The organism is Mesorhizobium sp. P2_E9 (assembly GCF_056403815.1).
The window spans coordinates 49,315-66,479 of record NZ_JBFUET010000020.1 but is presented as its reverse complement, the minus strand read 5'-3'; the positions used below and the strand labels follow the sequence as shown (position 1 = coordinate 66,479).

Below are 17,165 nucleotides of genomic sequence, written 5' to 3'. Positions count from 1 at the left end.
TATGATGGTCCACGGGTATTCACCTTTGGGGCTCTTTCCATGCAGACGTCCGACAACCCGCCATTTCCAGCAACCCTGCGCATTTTTTCCGCTGGGGTCATCATCGTCCTGATCGTGGGCGCCGGCCTGTTTTTCGCGCCGGCGCTGGTCAAGCCGCGCTGGCCCTGGCCCGTCACGCCATTCAGTGCCCGCTTCCTCGGCGGCTTCTACACCGCCGAAATGGCGGTGATGGCGGCGCTCTTGTTCTGGAATCGCTGGTCGCCCGGCAGGCTGGTGCTCGTCATGGCCTTCATCTTCACCGTTATCGTGTCGGCGGTTTCGTTGATCAATCTCGGCTATTTCAACTTCGAACGAAAAGCGACCTGGCTCTGGTTCCTGGTCTATCTAGCCTCGGCCGCGGTATCTGGGCTGTTCCTGTGGTGGGCCAGGGCCCGTCCTTCGGCAACAGGCGTGACCCTAAACCCCGCATGGCGCGGCTACATGTTGGCGGAAACGGCGATCCTTGGGCTCTACGGCGTCGGCATGTTGCTGTTTCCCAAGGTGGTTAGCAGCAGCTGGCCATGGCCGGTCGATCCCTTCCACGGCCAAGTCTACAGCGCCATCTTCCTCGCCGGCGCCGGCGGCACATACCTCGTCTGGAGAAGTGCGCCCCGCGAGGAACTGCTGGTGCTCGGCCTGGCGCAATTTCTGGTCGGCCTGCTTGCCATCCTTGGCCTGGTCATCACCGACGCCGCGGTGCACCGGATCGACTGGACGGCGACTAAAACATTGTGCTGGCTCGCCTTTTTCGGCTGGATCGCCGTGAGCGGAATCTTCAAACTCTATGCCGCTTCCCGCCATTTCAGCTCGCAAACGGTATAATAAGGTGCAGAGACGGCTGGATTTTCAGGTGACGTCCGGTGCATCGTGCCGAGCCGATTGCCTTCGCCGGGAACGCCATGACCAGCACGACCTCCGCTGAGAAAATCCAGCCGCAGCTCCGCGCCGTAAGGCCGAGCGATGCGGAGGCGCTTTGCGCCATCTTCAACATGCCGGGCTTCCGCTGGGGTACGCTCAGGATGCCTTTCGAGATGGTGGAGCAGGTGGAGCGGCGCATCGCCAAGTCCGGCCAGGAAACCACCTGGATCGTTGCCGAGTTGGACGGCAAGGTCGTCGGCCATGGCAACCTTGTTGTGCAGGGTTCGCCGCGCCGTTCGCATATCGGCGAGATCAATATCGGCCTTGACGATGCCTTTGTCGGCAAGGGCATCGGCTCTGCCATACTTGGCGCGCTGCTTGACGTGGCCGACAACTGGCGCGCCCTGAAGCGGGTCGAATTGACCGTCTATGCCGACAACGAACCGGCGGTCCGTCTCTACACAAGTCACGGCTTCGAGGTCGAAGGCCGGCATGTGAAGGCCGGTTTCACCGACGGGCAGTACCACGACCTCCTGAGCATGGCCCGGCTGCGGTTCTAAGATCCGCTGTCTCTCCCTTGGCGTTTGCACCGCAAGCGGCTAGACGGGACCAATGACCGCCGTCTTTGACCCAACCCCTACGCCTCCGGCAGAAATTCTGGCTGTGCTGTCGCGGCTCTGCCCGGAAGTCGTGCGTGACATCCAGCAGAACTGGAATGCACCGGTTTCCGATTACGCCCGCCATCTGTGGCGGCCGGTGGCAAGGCCTGCATCGGGCCCGGCGATCGCTGCCCGCTCGATCTTGCGCGAAGTCCTTCAGCAGCGCCTCGGTGCGATCATGCCGCCTGAGGAGATCGGCAAGGCACTCGACGAGTTCGAGCACAGACCGGTGATTCAGTCCGGCCTGCACTGCCTGCTTCTGATGGACCGGATCACCTTCGATGCCCTCCTGCTTGCCTGGCTCGGCGCGGTCGAAAACGGGCTGTCGGCCTTCTTCTGCTTCGTGGGAACGACGATGACCATGGAGACCATCGGCCGGGAGGGGCCGGGATGGCTCGATGTCGGCGACGACAAGGTCAACCTGTTTGGCATGGGGCGCCACAAACTGTGCCGCAAAAGCGCCTGCGCGGCCGGTCCCGTCTCCCTCAACAGACGCGCGCTCGAAGCGGTGGGCGATGAAACGGATGCCAGCCGCTGGCTGGGCACACTGCTTGCCAGTCAGGACAAGGTGTTTGGGACCGCCGCCGATGCACTGACAGAACTCAATGAGGATCTGGTCGCCAGTTGGGATCGTTCCGGCATGGCCCTGCCGGTTTTCATCGATGATCGGCTCGCCGCTTCTGCCATGGCGCGGCATCTGGAATATGACGGCAGCCTTCTTTCCAGGCTGCTGATTGAGCCCGCAAGACGCCAACGTCTCGAACATGCCTTGCAAGAGGCCGCATCGAGCCCATTTGGCAGATTCCTGCCCAATGCCACCGACTATTTCTGGGGCATTCGCGAGCAGCGCGTGCGCAAGCTCGTCCTCACGAACGGGCACCTGATCGAGCCTGACAGGCCGCACGGTCTTTCCATCCCGTTCGAGCGGCAGCATCTCAAGCAGGCGCTGCTGGACGGCCTGCTGCTGCCGAACCTGTTCCTGACGTTCCTCGTCCTAGCCATATTGCCGCGGGTACGGGTTGTGGGCGGCCTGAGACAGATTGGCTATGTAGCGCTTTTCCACTCCATCCTGCTGGCCGCGCTAGACGAAAACGTAGCGGAAGAGCGTGATCTGGCTGCGGAGCTGCAGCTTCGGGAAAATGCCTGGGGCATGCGGGTCATCGATGAAAAGATCTCCGTCCGCGAGCAGCTTGCCGGCCTGCCGGAAGGGGCGCTCTTCCCGGACCTGCTCCGGCAATACCGTTTGCGGACTTTTGCCGAGACGACCGACGACCTGAAACTGGTTCGCGAAAACGCCCGGTGGCGCAAGATCGGCCAGGCGATCTATCGGTGAGCCTCTGGCGTCTGACCGCCGCATGGCCTCATTTGTCATTGCACCACACCGGCCTTGCGGAGCCCTTCGACCATGAGTTCGAAATCGGCAGGGTTCTTGTAGGGCAAGACTTTGCGACGATATTCCAGCGAATAGTCGGGATTGACGCGAAGCACCTCCTGCCATGCCGCGCGGGCCTCCTCCAAGCGGCCCAGATGGCCGTAGGTGGCGGCCAGAAGCGCACGCGAGACGTCGGTGACAGCATTTCGAGCCAGCCGTTGCAGCAAGAGGTCAACGGCCTCGTCGTACCTTCCCAGTTGAAACAACGCCAAAGCCTGGAAGTGCAGAAGCACATCCGGAAAGTATGGGTTCAGGGCCTTTCCCCGGGCGAAGCTCTCGAGGGCCTCCTCGGGTCTGCCCGAGTAATACAGCGCCTCGCCGCGGGCGACGTGCGCTTCGGCGAAGTTCGGATTGAGGACCAGTGCGCGCTCCACCTCTTCGATGGCCTCATCGTGCCGTCGTGTGTACAGCTTGGCTATCGCCAGCGCCCAGTGCGCCCAGGGATCGCTGTCATCCAGCGTTACCGCTCGCGTCGCGGCCTCTTCCGCTTGCACCATCGATTCAGGCGGTGATGCCGCCCACCTGTTCAGGTAATCGATTCCGTGCGTGAGGGCGAGGAAAGCGTAGGCAGAGGCAAACTTCGGGTCCAATTCGATGGCACGTTGCAGGAGGTCGCGGGCTGCGACGTTCGTTTCCTTCGTCAGCCTGTGCCAAAGCTCCCGGCCCCGCAGGAAACAGTCATAAGCCTCCGTGTTGCGCGGGCGCTCGGGCGCCAGCCGCTGACGGTCACCCTCAGTCAGATTGAGCGCCAGCGCATCGACGATTTGCTGCGTCACGTCGTCCTGCACGGCGAATATGTCGGTCAGGTCGCGATCGAACCGTTCCGCCCAGAGATGGCCGCCCGAAATTGCATCGATGAGCTGCGCGGTGATGCGCACCCTGTTCCCCGACTTGCGTACGCTGCCCTCGAGGACATGCCGCACGCCGAGCTTCGTGCCCACCTCTTGCACATGGACGTTCTGGCCCTTGAAGGTGAACGACGAATTGCGTGCGATGACGAAGAGCTGCGACAGTTTGGACAGCGCCGTGATGATGTCTTCGGAGATGCCGTCGGCGAAGTAGTCCTGTTCGGCGTCACCGCTCATGTTGGCGAACGGCAGGACGGCGATCGACAGCTTGGGCGGCGCTGCGGTCGCCGGCCGGCTCGTCGCGGTTTCCGAGGTCGCGGCCGCCTTGGTCCCGGCGTTGCCGACTTGCAGGGAATAGACCCGGATCGGCTCGGCGATGTTCTTGAGCTGCGTGCTGCCGAGATCGCTGACCGAGAGATCGAGCCTCGCCTTGACCTGGCGATAGGCATCCTCCGACAGGCAGATGGCGCCAGGCGCCGCGACGCCCTCCAAACGCGAGGCGATATTGACGCCGTCGCCCATCAGGTCGCCGTCGCTTTCTTCGACCACATCCCCCAGATGGATGCCGATCCTGAACTCGATGCGGCGGTCCTGCGGTACGCCGGCATTGCGCTCAACCATGCCATTTTGAACCTCAATGGCGCAGCGCACGGCATCCACCACACTGCGGAACTCAACCAGTGCCCCATCCCCGGTGCGCTTGATCACACGCCCGTTGTGCACTGCGATGATTGGATCGATCAGGTCGCTGCGCAGTGCCCGCAACCTCGCCAAAGTACGATCTTCGTCCGCGCTTGCGAGCCGGCTGTACCCGACCACATCTGCAGCCAGGATTGCGGCGAGCTTGCGATTCTCGCTCATGGGTCCGTCTCCTCATCTCCACAATAGCAGGAAGACGGAGGGTAAGAGGGAACTTTCGCAAACGACGGCGATGCAGCCGCCCGATTTGGCAGCGCTCTGCCACAGAACCCGCACCGATCGCTCGATGCTCGTTTGCGCTGCCGCTTGCTGGTCGACAGCTATCGGTTCATCCTTGTAAATATCCTGGCCGTGAAGTGCGTGGCGAGATCACGCCGTCACGGCCCCTAGAGCCGGATGATTTCAGGTCGAAATGACCTGAAATCTGAATCCGCCTCTAAGTCAAAGAGATAGAGCATGATGTCGTCCGAAAACCGCTTCACACTTTTCGGCATCATGCTCTAGTGAGGTCTTGTCCCATGGACTGCTCGGGCTGCGGTTTCGAGGTTGAGGGCGGTTACGCCTTCTGTCCGAAGTGTGGCAGGCGCCAGCCCGTGCCATGCGCCAGTTGCGGCTACCTCTGCGCACCGGATTTCGAGTTCTGTCCGAAATGCGGGACAAGCGTTGGTGCGCCCGCAAAAGCCGTCGAACGACCTGCTCCGACACCAAGCCGGACCATTGTGCCGCCGTCTCGACCGCCGTCGCTGCTGTCGAACATCGAAGGCGAAGATGGGCTGCATCCCGTCTCTGATGCCGATCGCCGGACGGTAACGGTCCTGTTCGCCGACCTTTGCGGCTTCACGACACTCAGCGAGCAGCTCGACCCCGAGATCATGCAAGCGCTGCAGAACGAATTGTTCAAGGAATTGACGGCGGCCGTGCGAAACTTTGGTGGTTTCGTCGACAAATTCATCGGCGATGCACTGCTCGCTTTGTTCGGTGCGCCGGTCGCACATGAGGACGATCCGGAACGTGCGCTTCGCGCCGCTCTCGACATGATCGCCCGGACGGCGCGGCTCGGCGAAAGCGCTCCCCGCTCCGACTTGCCCCTGTTGCTCCACATCGGCATAAACACCGGTCCGGTCGTAACTGGCGGATTGGGCATCGGCATCGCCAAATCCTATTCGGTGACCGGCGACACGGTGAATACGGCGCAACGCCTGCAATCGCTGGCCGCGCCGGGTGAAGTGCTGGTAGGCGAGCTCACTCACAGGCTGACCCGGCATGCCTTCTCTTACGAGCCGCTGGGTGATGTCGTGCTTCGCGGCAAGGCTGGCAGTGTGCTCGTCCATCGACTGGATGCACCGCTTGCGGCGCCGCGTGCAGCGCGTGGGCTCGAGGCACTCGGCCTCAGCGCGCCGATAATAGGTCGTGGTGCGGAGCTCCACAGAATGCTGGCGAGCCTTGACCAGGCTTGCGGCGGCTCGGCCCAACTTGTCCGCCTCGTCGGAGAAGCCGGTATCGGGAAATCGCGGCTGGTGAAGGAGTTCGTCGCCCGCATCGGCGACGAAGATCGTTTTCGCAACGTCGCGGTGCGGCAGGCCACGTGCTCACCGCTGGGCGAACAATCATTCGGCGCCTTGGGCGCGGTGGTGCGCAGCGCCGCCGGGATGATGCAAAACGACAATGGTGATGAAATGCGGGGGAAGCTCGCAGGCCTGCTTACCGATCTTGGCCTGCAGGGCGAGGAGGCGAAGCGGCTGATGCCTTTGCTCTACCATGTGCTTGGCCTTGGCGACCCGGATGCCACCTTGCAGCATGTCGAGCCCGAGCAGCTGCGGCGGCAAATTCTCTACGCAGTCCGCACAATCATCGAACGGCGACTTGCATTGTCGCCGCTGTTGATTGTCGTCGAAGACCTGCATTGGGCTGACGCCGTGTCGCTGGAAGCACTGCGTTTCGTGATGGACAGGTTGGAACGCACGCGCTTGATGCTGCTGGTCACGCATCGTCCGGGGCCGGACAACGGCCAGCTCGACTCGAGTCGGGTCAGTCACACGGCGCTCAGGCTTTCTCCGCTCAACAGGGATGACGGACGCAGCCTGCTGGCGGCGCTGTTCGGCGAGAGCTGGGTAAATTCCGCAGGCGGGCTTCTCGACCAGATCCTCGAGCGCGCGGGCGGCAACCCGCTTTTTGTAGAGGAGATCGTTCGCGGCCTTATCGATCGCGGTGTACTGATGCGCGAGGGGCAACGATGGCGGACTGTGGCAGGCGAAGTCGCAACCGGCATTCCCGCCACCATCCAGGCAATGTTGCTTGCCCGCGTCGACCGGCTGCCCCAGGAGGTGCGCCGGTTGGCCCAGGAAGCCGCGGTAATCGGCCCGCGCTTCGATGCCACACTTCTAAAAACGGTGACAGCCGACCCCGGTCGGCTGGAGGCCGGCTGCGAACTGCTTTGCGATGCGGAGATCATCGAGGAAGTTGCCGGATCAGGCTCCGTCTCGTCGCAAGGCTACCGCTTTACGCAAACATTGCTGCAGGACGTGATCTACCAGAATCTGCTCCTGCAACGCCGGACCGATATCCATGGGCGGATCGGTGCAGCCTTGGAGCAACTGTTTGGCGACAAGCCGGAGCGGCTCGAGGATTTGACCGTGCTCGGTCATCATTTCGCACAGAGCGCCGAGCGGGAGCGGGGCGCGCATTACCTGCAGGCGGCGGGCGATCGCGCTCGCATGATATACGCCAACGACGACGCCCTTCGTTTCTACGAGCGAGCACTGACTGCGTTGGGCGCGATCGGGCAAACACCGCTCAAACTGGCAATTGCAGAGCGCATTGCCGATTTGAGCGGCCCGGCAGGCCGCCGCGAGATCGCGCACCAGCACTACGAGACGGTGCTGCAGGCATATCGCGAGTCAGCCGATCGTGTCGCTTCGGCGCGAGTCCTGCGTAAGATCGGTCGGCTGCTCTGGGACGTCGGCAAGCGGAACAACGCAGAATCGCGCTATGCTGAAGCGGCAGCGCTCCTCGATGGAGCGGATGCCCCGGTCGAGCAGGCGAATCTCTGGCAAGAACGTGGCCGACAGGCGTTCCGTAGCGGAGATCACGCTCTCGCGGTAAAATGGGCAGACGCGGCGCTGGATTGCGTAGCCACTCTGACAACGGAGCATGTCTCCGAGGTAGGGCGTGATGCCACTCTTGTGACCGCCGAGGCACTTAATACCAAAGCTGTCGCGCTGGCTCGCCTGGGACGAAACCGTGAAGCCGTGGGGCAAGTTGAGCGCAGCATTGAATTGGCCGAAGCCGCCGGTCTACTGGGCGCGGCCTGCCGCGGCTATACCAATCTCGGCGTGCTCTACACGACCATCGATCCGGCACAAGCGATGGAGGTCTGTCGGCGCGGTCTTGAAGTGGCGCGCCGTATTGGCGATTTGGGTTTCCAGGCGCGCCTCCTCGCCAATCTGGCGGTCGCTTGTTGTACTTTCACGGATCGCTGTCCGACAGAAGGCGTGCCTGCCGCCGAGAAGGCCATCGAGATCGACCGGGCACTCGACCAGCGCGAGCACCTGGCAGTGCCGTTGATCGTGCTTGGGCAGATCCACCAATGCAACGGCCGCCCGGAACTGGCGGTTGGCTTGTTCCACGAAGCACTGGACGTAGCCCGCGAAACGGGCGAGCCCCAATTGCTGTTTCCGTGCTATGATGGCCTCGCAACGCTTAATCTCGACCTCGACAATCTGACCGAGGCCGAACGCTACTTTTCCCTGGCGCAGGATATATGCGCCCAGCACGGGCTCGACCCGGAAGCGCTTGTGGTGCTGCCTTTTCTCGACTAGCCGGGTGGGAGGTTGGACATGTCTGCGCCTAGTGACTTGGTACCGCTTCAACCGGGCGACCGTGCGCCGAACGTGGTACTCGACGCCATTACCCAGGAAGGCAAGATCGCGCTTGACGACTTTCGCGGACAAAAACCGGTGCTGGTCGGCCTGTTTCGAGGTCTGCATTGCGCGTTTTGCCGGCGCCATATCGCCGCCCAGGCGCGGCTTGATCCGGAGCTGCGCGAAAAGGGTGTAGAGAGCCTGACGGTGGTCAACACGCCGATCGAACGGGCGCGTCTCTATTTCCGCTACCACCCGATGCCGAATCTGCTTGCGGCCTCCGATCCCGAACGCGCCTCACATCGTGCTTTTGGACTGCCCAATCTCGAATTCACGGAAAACGAGACGAACTGGCCGTACAAGGTCGCGATGGCAGCGGCAAAGGGCTTGCGGGTCGACATACCAGGCGTGCTGCCCGGCCCAATGGATCCTTTTTCGGCCGGTGAGATCCTCGAGCAGAAGGACCCCTACGAAGTAACCGAAGCCGACGAGCAGATGATGGCAACGGGACACGGACAACTGGTAGGTCAGTTCCTGCTGGACCGGCAAGGGATCGTCCGCTGGAGCTTCACGGAGGTTCCAGAGGGCGGGCGATACATGTTTGGGGCGCCAAACCCACGGGAGCTGATGTCAGCCGTGTCGCAAGTCGCCCAATAGACAAAGTTCACCGCTCATTCGAGCACGGCTTCGACAATGGCAACAAAGTCATCGAGCGAGCGATCCCCGCGGATCTCGATACGCGGAAGGTCGACGGGATCGCAATCGAGGTCCGCCGGCCCGTGTCTGGCGCCGAAGCCGACTCGATAGCCGCACTCCCTGGCCAGCCGGCCAAGCCGTCCGTCGGTGACAGAGAAGGGTGCCGTGAACGCCGTGGTTGGCCGACCGGCCCACCGTTCGATGAACATACGAGAGCGCAGGAGCTCGGCGGCCAGGGCAGAGCTCGACAGACCGTCGATCGCGCGATGTGTCGCCAGATGGCTTCCGAAGAAAGCACCTTCGCCTGCGAGGCGTCGCACCGTCCCGGCGTCCATAAGCTGCGTCGGCGGACCGCTGTCGGCGTCCCACTTTGCACTTTCACCCACCAAGTCCGTCACCAGGAACACTTCCGCGGTCAAGTCGTTGGCGCGCAAGATCGGCCAGGCATGGTCGGCAAAGTTCTGGAAGCCGTCATCGAAGGTGATGAGCACTGGGCGGCCAGCGAAAGGTTGACGGTTGGCGATGAACTGTTCCAGCTGCTCTGAACTGATCGCGTGAAAGCCATTGGCGCGCAGCCATGCCATCTGGCTGGCGAATGCGGCGGGCGTGAGCCGAAAACGGGCGAGCGCGGCCGGACCTTCATCGGCGACGCCGTGATACATGAGGACGGGCATACGCTCGCGCCGCTCGTTACGCGCGACGTCGCGGCGCAAGGCCCGCGCCCCGCCCCAGATGATATTTCGCGCGACCCCGATTTCGATGGGTGCGCGGATCGGCACATGATCAATCCTCGGTTCCGCCGCCACATCGTCCGGTGACAGGCGGCGGAAGCGGTCTATGCGATAGAGCTCGGTCTGGATCGACTGCTCGAGGACGAGGCCTTCCGTCGCTGCCAGCGCCTCCGAGATCGCTTGGGCACCGAATGTGTTCCAGTCGAAGCCCGTCCTTTCAACATTGTCACGTAGGACGAATGCGTGTGCGCTGATGAAACTGCCGCCAGGCGCCAACGCCTCCGCGAATTTTTTGGTGATGCGCCGCAACTCCGCGAGATCATCCAGATAGTAGAGCACTTCCGAACAAAAGATCAGATCCATCTCACCCGGCAGCGTGTCCGCAGCGAAATCCAGCACGCCGAACTCAATGTTAGGCTGATCGCTGCATCGCGCACGAGCCCGCTCGATGGCTATGGCGGAGATGTCGGTTGCGGTCAAATGGCTCACACGCGGCGCCAGCTGCCGCGTGAAGTGGCCCTCCGCGCAGGCCAGCTCAAGCGCCCGTCCGATGGGACCGGCAGGCAGGATTTCGAGCTGCCGCTGATATTTTTCCTGCTCATAGAGCGAGCCGTAGTTCCACGGATCCTCGGTCGCGAAATAGCTGTTCCAGAACGCCGTGCGATCATTCCTGTCCGCGGCCCGTGCTCGGCGCGGCGCGGCAGGAGGCTGTGCTGGTTCGGCGCTCGACCGGACCAGTTCCCGCGCTTCAGCGGCCAATTGGGCGAGCTTGCCGAAGTGACTGTCCGGATCGGACCGGCGTTCGGCTGTGGACAACAACGCCTCGGCTGCAAGCGTGTTTAACGTGTCGGCACCGGCGCCCTCTTGCGGCACAGTTGATCGTCCTGCAAGCCTTGCCGTACTGTCTGTAAGCCGCTCAGCGGGCACGACATCCTGGATCAACTCAATCCAATGATCCCTTGTCACTGTCCCGAGCGCGCCAAACTGCACGACAGCCTCGATCTGGCCGTCGATCATCAGATAGGCATAAATTCGATCGATGCCTTCCGGGAGTTCGATCGCGGTCGGATTGCGTGCGTCGACGCGAATTCCAAGTGTCCCCGCCAGCCTGCGCGGCGCGGCAAGATCGTCGGCATCGAGAAGCATTTGCTCAAGCTGATACTGGACGCGGCGACCCGCTGCGGGATTGTCCCAGACCTTGCCGAGTTCGATGATCAACTCGGTGATGGCCCCGCCGAACCTGTCCCACCTGGCAGCCAATTGCGCTGGCACCGACAGGCTTCCGGCCAGAAGGCCGTCGAAGACCACCTTGGCGATCTCATTTATCCACTTACGTCCTGCCGGGAGCGCGCGCAGGGACTGCGGATCGATCGAGCGCGAGCCGCGGCCGCAATCCGCCGCGGCGTTCCGCAACGCGGTCCACGCAAAGGCTTCGGACGCGGTACCGCCGTTCGCATTATCGTTGGCCATCGAGCTTTCGTTTTCTTCGGCAAGAGTCGGCGAATGTCAAAAACGGATGACGGCATCGGATGGCAGCACTGCTCTGTCAAGGTCGGGGCGGATTAGAGGCAGGCAAAAAGGCTTGGTGACAGGCTGAATGGCAAGCGCTCATGCCCCTATGGCCTGGGATCCTGGTGCCGGCGTTCTGTGCCCACAATCGCCGATGCCCGGTTCATGGAAACGCCCGGAGGCCCGAGCCGAGGTCGAAATACCTCCCCTTGCGGCTAGTAGACACCGCCAAGTACCCCGCGCAACGGTCTAGCCCGCACCGATGACGCCTTGCACCACAACATTGGCTTGTTGAAGTTAGTGGCAACGACGGACATAGATGTCGTTGCTTGCCGATTTGACCGGAAGGTTACAGCACGATGCCACGCATGATTCGACGATTGGGAGCCAGGAACCTGGCACGCCGGGCACGACGTCTCGGATATCTGACTGCGATGTTTGTCCTGATTGCCGGGCCGCTCGTCTGTGGTATCGCCCTCATGCTGGCTGGTCCGGCACAGGCGCAGGCGGCGACCGTCCCTCCTGAAAAGGTCAAACAGCTGTTCGAGCTTTTCGACGATCCGTCAGTGAAGGCCTGGGTGGCCGAACAACGAAATCAGGACGCCGGGTCAACGGCAGCGCCTGCCGCGGCAGGAGTTTCGCCGGCCGACGCATCGTCCGACGCCGTGGCCGCACCAGCCCAGATGAATACGATGGCATCCTCGACGCTCGATCGGATCAAGCATCATATCGAACGGATCGTGCGAACCTTGCCCTCGCTGCCAGGCCAGTTCGCGCGGGTTCGGGAAGCGACCATGGAGGATATGTCCAGCAGGGGGCCAGCCGGCATATTTTTGCTGATTGCGATTTTCATCGCCGCCGGCTTGGCGCTGACCTGGGCCACGTACAAACTCACCCGTCCATTTCGTCTTTGGATTATCGCCCAACCGAAGGATACGCCCATCGGGCGGGCCAAGAAGATTGGTGGTCGGCTGCTTTATTCCAGCCTGCTGATTGTCTCGTTCGCGGTGGGCAGCGCCGGCGCGTTCATGTTGTTCGACTGGCCAGTGCTCATCCGTGAGATTGTGCTGACATTTCTGATGGCGGCAGTCGTTACATGGGGTGTGCGCACCTACGTCATAGCCCTGCTCGTCCCTTCCTTCATGCATGTCGAAAACGCCGTCGAGGTTCGTGCCTTGCCGATCACCAACGAGACGGCCGACCATTGGTCCTATTGGCTATCGCGGATCGTCGGCGTCTTCGCCTTCTTCGCCGGCGCTTTTATCCTCCTGCCCGGTCTCGGCATCGACCGCGATGGGATGATGGTCCTGTCGGTGGGCGCCGATTTCGTAATGCTGTGTCTGTGGCTGCTTGCCGTCTGGCGCCGGCCAAGAACACGGCGGGACGATGGGCACGGTCACACGGCAGCGACATGGTTGTTGACGTCCTATTTCGTCGCTCTGTTCCTGGAGCGTATCGCCGGCCTGTACACATGGTTCTGGTTTACCTTGGCCGCATTCGTCCTGCCTTTGGCAATCGTGCTGACGCAGCGTGGGGTCAATTTCGTCCTGCGTCCGGGTTCGGAAGATGTCGGCCGGCCTACCATCCCGGCGGTGACGATCGCGGTCATCGATCGCGGAATCCGGATGATGTTGATCCTGGCGGCGGCTTACTTCCTCGCGCGTGTCTGGGGCCTGGACATGCAATCCATGCGCGACAGCGATACGACGACGACGTTCATATTGCGCGGCTTGATCAACGTCGTGGTCATTGCGCTTGCAGCCGATTTCGGCTGGTCGATCATCAAGGCTTTGATCGAACGAAAGCTGGGCATCGAAATGCCGCACCCTGTGATCAGCGAGGAGGACGTTCCGATCCTCGATGCGCAGCAGGCACGGCTGCACACGCTCTTGCCGATCCTCCAGAACATGCTGCTCGCATTGATCATCGTGATGGCGGTGCTGATGATGCTCGCCTCTTTGGGTATCCAGATCGGCCCGCTGATCGCCGGCGCTGGCGTCGTCGGCGTCGCTGTGGGCTTTGGCGCACAAACCGTCGTCAAGGACGTCATTTCGGGCGTGTTTTTTCTGCTCGATGATGCGTTTCGTGTCGGCGAATATATTTCCTCGGGCAATTACAAGGGTACGGTGGAAAGCTTCTCGCTGCGCTCGGTGAAGCTGCGCCACCATCGTGGTCCGCTGTTCACGATACCGTTCGGTGAACTCGGGGCAGTCCAGAACCAGAGCCGTGACTGGGTTATCGACAAATTCAACATCACCGTCGGCTATGACACCGATATCGACTTCGCTCGCAAGCTGATCAAGCGGATCGGCCTCGAACTGGCGGAAGATCCCGAGTTCAAACACTGGGTGCTCGACCCGATCAAGATGCAGGGCGTACAGGAATTCGGCGAGTACGGCATCGTGTTGAGGGTCAAGGCCATGACCAGACCCGGAGGCGCCTTCGGTATGAAACGCAAATTCTATGTACGCATCCGCCAAGCCTTCAAGGAGCAGGGCATCGAACTGCCATTTCCGACCGTGCACGTCCAGGGGCTGCAGAACCCACATGAGGCAGAGAATGCGCCGTTGGAGATCCCACCCGAGTTGCAAATGGCCGTTGCGCAGTCGCACACCAATCGGCGCAGAAAAAAAGCTGGCACTACGGAGTAGGCACTAAAAGCGGCCAAGTAAGATGCGGGCGCGCGGAAGGTGGTACTGGCGACCGCACGGCGACCTGCGAGCCCATCGCCGGGACGTTTTGGCCAATCGCGGCGGCATGGGAAAGCGAGCCAGCGGCCAAACGACCACATAAGTTTATTCGTTTTTGACCAATACGCGCAGGCGGATTCCTGTAATCTCTTGAGTTCGATCGCCCGACGGAAATGATCCCCTACCAATCCTTCGAGAGGAAATCGTTTCTCAGGAGTCTGCTGCAATACCGGCAGTTCGTCGGTGGTCAGCTTACAAATCGCATCACGGATTTGATGAAGGGCTGGTCGTTATGTTTTTGACAACCAGCCCGCGGCAACTGGAGAGGATGCTTGACGTCACGATGAAAACGTCGAGTGGAACGCCTACACGCTCTTCAAGTGTTTGCCCCCGCAGGGATGGACTCCTCAAAATCCTGTATGTGGACTCTTTGCAGAACCGTGGATGCGTGCGTGCAAGGACAGCCTCGAACTGCACGCGTTATGATAGGACCGGTGGAAGGACTAAGCGCGCGAACGTGATGCTGCTTGCCAACTGCGGTTCTCTGGCCGCACAGCACGGCGATATGACCCACGACAACGCGCGTCCCCCCCCCTTGACTGCGCCAAATCTTCGTCGCTTTATCTTCTTTGGGGTTTTGTGGGCGGTGAAGGGGCTGGTCGGTGCTGTCAGCACGTCGCAGTGTGGGCCTACATCAGGGCTCTGAAAGTCACTCAGTGCACGTTGAAGTGGATGGCGTATATGAACCTCCTCTTCCAGTTCCAGAACCGCGTTTTTTGCGCAGTCCGTCTAGAACACCCGGGAGTTTGCCGGGAGTGCACCTTCTTCTTGAGATGAACAACGCTCGTTTCCTGACGGACTCGAGGCGGATCATCAAGGCGCTCCGTCAGGCAAGCAAGGATGCCCATGCAAACTTGCTTGCAGTGCACCATCACATATTCACGCCTGACGGCGGTGTGACAGCTTTTGCCTTGCTCGCCGAAAGTCATATCTCCATCCACACCTGGCCTGAGAGCAGCTACGCTGCGCTAGACATCTTCATGTGTGGGGCTTGCGATCCGCTCGCCTGTCTCCCTGCCTTAACGAGCGCACTGCTTCCTTCACGTCTGGTCATTACGCGAGTAATGCGTGGTATTGCTTCCTGCGAGGCCCTTGCGCTCGCATCTGACTGATGATCGTTTCCCGCAATATGACCGAGGGCCAGGATGCAACAACCCGACGACAAAAATGCGGCACTTCCTCCGAAGGAGCCACCGCTTCGGTCCTATCCGCTACCGCCTCTACCTCCCGGGCATTTCTATGTTGAGCCCGATGATCCGCGCCAAGTCGGCCCTGGAGGGGCCTTCGTTCTTGAAGACGCGGATCCGTTCGACAACTATCACTATCGTGTCAAAGCGATCTTGCATGCTGGCCGCAGTCCGTTCCAGGATATTGTGATCGCTGATACCTACAACTTCGGCCGCGCTCTTTTTCTCGACGGTGCCATTCAAAGTTCCGCGGAGGACGAGGCGCTGTATCATGAGATGCTGACGCAACCGGCACTCTTGATGCACCAGTCGCCCCGAGATGTGCTCATAGTCGGAGGCGGAGAAGGTGCAACCTTGCGTGAAGTTCTCGCGCACCGGTCAGTCCACAGAGCGGTTATGATTGATCTTGACAGGGATGTCGTCGAGATTTGCCGCGAGATGCTGCCAACATGGCATTGCGGTGCTTTCGCCGATCCCCGCGCCGAATTGCTCTACATGGACGGGCGCGCTTTCCTGGAATCATCCGAGGATTTCTTCGACGTCATCATCGTTGACGTTGTCGACATGCTCGAAGATGGTCCAGCACAACGCCTTTACACCCGGCAGTTTTATGAGTTGGCGCGTGCTCGCCTTCGGCCGGGCGGGATCATCGTCGTTCAAGGCTTGGAGTTTTCGTTCGTCGACTACAAGGCCCACACGGCCCTGGCACGCACGCTGCGCACGGTCTTTGCGGAGGTCCACAGCTATCAAGTCTGCGTCCCCTCTTTTTTGGGAAATTGGGGGTTTCTCATCGCCTCCGATACCACTGCGCCCAGCGACTTCAGCGCCGAATCACTCGACCGAGAAATAATGAAGCGACTTGGACCAAATTGGCTCGAGCACGCCACGGGGTCGTTCATCCAGGCGTGTTTCTGTCATTGCAAAGAAACGCAGTTTTATCTCGATCTGCCCGGCCCGATACTTCAAGATGGGGAACCCTTCATAGAGCCGCCCGACATTGAGGAGGAAGAGCCGTTCGGTGAACAACTGCCGGCCTTGCGCGACTAATGTCGGACGCGCCCGATCAGCCTACGGCAGTATGGATGATACGCCGCGGATCTCCGGAGACAACCGATACTTGGTTCAGTTTTCAGCACCCGACGATAACGGGCGTAGGCCGCCAGCAATTGCCTGGCCTTCCCGCTAATCCGACTATCTTAGACGACCGGGAAGCGCTGCTTGCGGTGCACGTGTTGCCTGGCGCTGCCACGCCTTATGATCTGCAAAAGCAGATAGAGACCTGGGTGAGAGAGGCCGGTGGTGCCGACGACCTCTATCTGGAAGTGGTCAGTCGTAGCACTCGCGTTCTCTGGCGAGATGGCCGCTGCGTGGTGGTCGCACCCGCCGACCAAGCGGACGAGGGGCTCGCGGCTGCCGCGCTGTTCACCTTTGTGATCAGAGAATTTCATCACCAAGAATCTGCGTTGGAAGCGTCGTGGTCCAACCTCGCCGGCGACGTCGACCTCACCCATGAGGTCCGTTCTGTCGACTTGGCAAGGCAAGCGCACGTCAACAAAATGACGGCGATGTTTCAGACTGCCCGGATATGGATCGCGCGCAGTGAAATCGCACTTCAGCGCCCGGCCTCATTCCTCGGCTCCAACGGCCGCCGCCTGTTTTTGGAACTCGTCCTGCTGGCCGATCTTGAGGGCCGCCTCCGTCTCATCGACGATGCGACTGAGGTCGGTGAGGATCTTTACGAGCGGGCCAATGATCGCATGATCGAGAAGCGGAGCTTTATTGTGGAACTCCGCGTTGAAGTGGCAATCCTTGTAGCCATCGTTGCGGAGCTTGTCGTCCTTCTCTTGGAATATCGTCACTTCTGAAACGACAAATTGTGGAAGAATGTACGGGTCTG

11 protein-coding genes are annotated in these 17,165 nt (G+C 61.1%); 9 read left to right on the top strand and 2 right to left on the bottom strand.

The window, feature by feature from the left end; genetic code table 11:
- Positions 1-39: 39 nt before the first annotated feature.
- From AC1D05_RS30005 to AC1D05_RS29995, 3 genes are all read left to right on the top strand, one after another.
- Positions 40-861, top strand: coding sequence for a hypothetical protein (locus AC1D05_RS30005; RefSeq protein ID WP_477445749.1), 822 nt, complete (start codon positions 40-42; stop codon positions 859-861).
- Positions 862-938: 77 nt separating this feature from the next.
- Positions 939-1,457, top strand: coding sequence for a GNAT family N-acetyltransferase (locus AC1D05_RS30000; protein ID WP_258582161.1), 519 nt, complete (start codon positions 939-941; stop codon positions 1,455-1,457).
- Between the two features lie 52 nt (positions 1,458-1,509).
- A complete protein-coding gene (locus AC1D05_RS29995) occupies positions 1,510-2,889 on the top strand; it encodes a hypothetical protein (RefSeq protein WP_477445747.1) in 1,380 nt (459 codons plus the stop codon).
- Between the two features lie 35 nt (positions 2,890-2,924).
- On the opposite strand, the gene AC1D05_RS29990 is transcribed toward AC1D05_RS29995, so the two are convergent.
- Complete coding sequence (locus AC1D05_RS29990) at positions 2,925-4,697, bottom strand: adenylate/guanylate cyclase domain-containing protein (protein ID WP_477445745.1); 1,773 nt, start codon at positions 4,695-4,697, stop codon at positions 2,925-2,927.
- 356 nt (positions 4,698-5,053) lie between these two features.
- On the opposite strand from AC1D05_RS29990, the gene AC1D05_RS29985 reads away from it, so the two are divergent.
- Both AC1D05_RS29985 and AC1D05_RS29980 read left to right on the top strand, forming a co-directional pair.
- Positions 5,054-8,353 carry an ATP-binding protein gene (locus tag AC1D05_RS29985; RefSeq protein ID WP_477445743.1) on the top strand — a complete coding sequence of 1,100 codons (3,300 nt, stop codon included), beginning with the start codon at positions 5,054-5,056 and terminating at the stop codon, positions 8,351-8,353.
- Positions 8,354-8,371: 18 nt separating this feature from the next.
- Positions 8,372-9,052, top strand: coding sequence for a peroxiredoxin-like family protein (locus AC1D05_RS29980; protein ID WP_477445741.1), 681 nt, complete (start codon positions 8,372-8,374; stop codon positions 9,050-9,052).
- 14 nt (positions 9,053-9,066) lie between these two features.
- On the opposite strand, the gene AC1D05_RS29975 is transcribed toward AC1D05_RS29980, so the two are convergent.
- The gene (locus tag AC1D05_RS29975) at positions 9,067-11,292 is read right to left on the bottom strand and encodes an SAM-dependent methyltransferase (protein WP_477445739.1); all 2,226 of its coding nucleotides are present in this window, start codon (positions 11,290-11,292) and stop codon (positions 9,067-9,069) included.
- A 473-nt stretch (positions 11,293-11,765) separates the two neighbouring features.
- Here AC1D05_RS29975 and AC1D05_RS29970 point away from each other — a divergent pair, with 473 nt between their 5' ends.
- The 4 genes from AC1D05_RS29970 (at position 11,766) to AC1D05_RS29955 (ending at position 17,133) form a co-directional block, all read left to right on the top strand.
- Positions 11,766-13,982 carry a mechanosensitive ion channel family protein gene (locus AC1D05_RS29970; RefSeq protein WP_477445737.1) on the top strand — a complete coding sequence of 739 codons (2,217 nt, stop codon included), beginning with the start codon at positions 11,766-11,768 and terminating at the stop codon, positions 13,980-13,982.
- 872 nt (positions 13,983-14,854) lie between these two features.
- Positions 14,855-15,193 carry an adenosylmethionine decarboxylase gene (speD, locus tag AC1D05_RS29965; protein WP_172234904.1) on the top strand — a complete coding sequence of 113 codons (339 nt, stop codon included), beginning with the start codon at positions 14,855-14,857 and terminating at the stop codon, positions 15,191-15,193.
- 33 nt (positions 15,194-15,226) lie between these two features.
- Entirely contained in the window at positions 15,227-16,315 is a 1,089-nt protein-coding gene (locus tag AC1D05_RS29960) for a fused MFS/spermidine synthase (protein ID WP_477445735.1), read from the top strand.
- The gene (locus AC1D05_RS29955) at positions 16,315-17,133 is read left to right on the top strand and encodes a hypothetical protein (RefSeq protein WP_477445733.1); all 819 of its coding nucleotides are present in this window, start codon (positions 16,315-16,317) and stop codon (positions 17,131-17,133) included. The genes AC1D05_RS29960 and AC1D05_RS29955 overlap by 1 nt, the downstream gene beginning before the upstream one ends.
- Positions 17,134-17,165 lie beyond the last annotated feature (32 nt).

Excerpts from the sequence above, each read along its gene's own strand:
- AC1D05_RS30005 (WP_477445749.1), top strand. The coding sequence starts at position 40 with ATGCAGACGTCCGACAACCCGCCATTTCCAGCAACCCTGCGCATTTTT.
- AC1D05_RS30000 (WP_258582161.1), top strand. The coding sequence starts at position 939 with ATGACCAGCACGACCTCCGCTGAGAAAATCCAGCCGCAGCTCCGCGCC.
- AC1D05_RS29995 (WP_477445747.1), top strand. The coding sequence starts at position 1,510 with ATGACCGCCGTCTTTGACCCAACCCCTACGCCTCCGGCAGAAATTCTG.
- AC1D05_RS29990 (WP_477445745.1), bottom strand. The coding sequence starts at position 4,697 with ATGAGCGAGAATCGCAAGCTCGCCGCAATCCTGGCTGCAGATGTGGTC.
- AC1D05_RS29985 (WP_477445743.1), top strand. The coding sequence starts at position 5,054 with ATGGACTGCTCGGGCTGCGGTTTCGAGGTTGAGGGCGGTTACGCCTTC.
- AC1D05_RS29980 (WP_477445741.1), top strand. The coding sequence starts at position 8,372 with ATGTCTGCGCCTAGTGACTTGGTACCGCTTCAACCGGGCGACCGTGCG.
- AC1D05_RS29975 (WP_477445739.1), bottom strand. The coding sequence starts at position 11,292 with ATGGCCAACGATAATGCGAACGGCGGTACCGCGTCCGAAGCCTTTGCG.
- AC1D05_RS29970 (WP_477445737.1), top strand. The coding sequence starts at position 11,766 with ATGTTTGTCCTGATTGCCGGGCCGCTCGTCTGTGGTATCGCCCTCATG.
- speD (WP_172234904.1), top strand. The coding sequence starts at position 14,855 with ATGAACAACGCTCGTTTCCTGACGGACTCGAGGCGGATCATCAAGGCG.
- AC1D05_RS29960 (WP_477445735.1), top strand. The coding sequence starts at position 15,227 with ATGCAACAACCCGACGACAAAAATGCGGCACTTCCTCCGAAGGAGCCA.
- AC1D05_RS29955 (WP_477445733.1), top strand. The coding sequence starts at position 16,315 with ATGTCGGACGCGCCCGATCAGCCTACGGCAGTATGGATGATACGCCGC.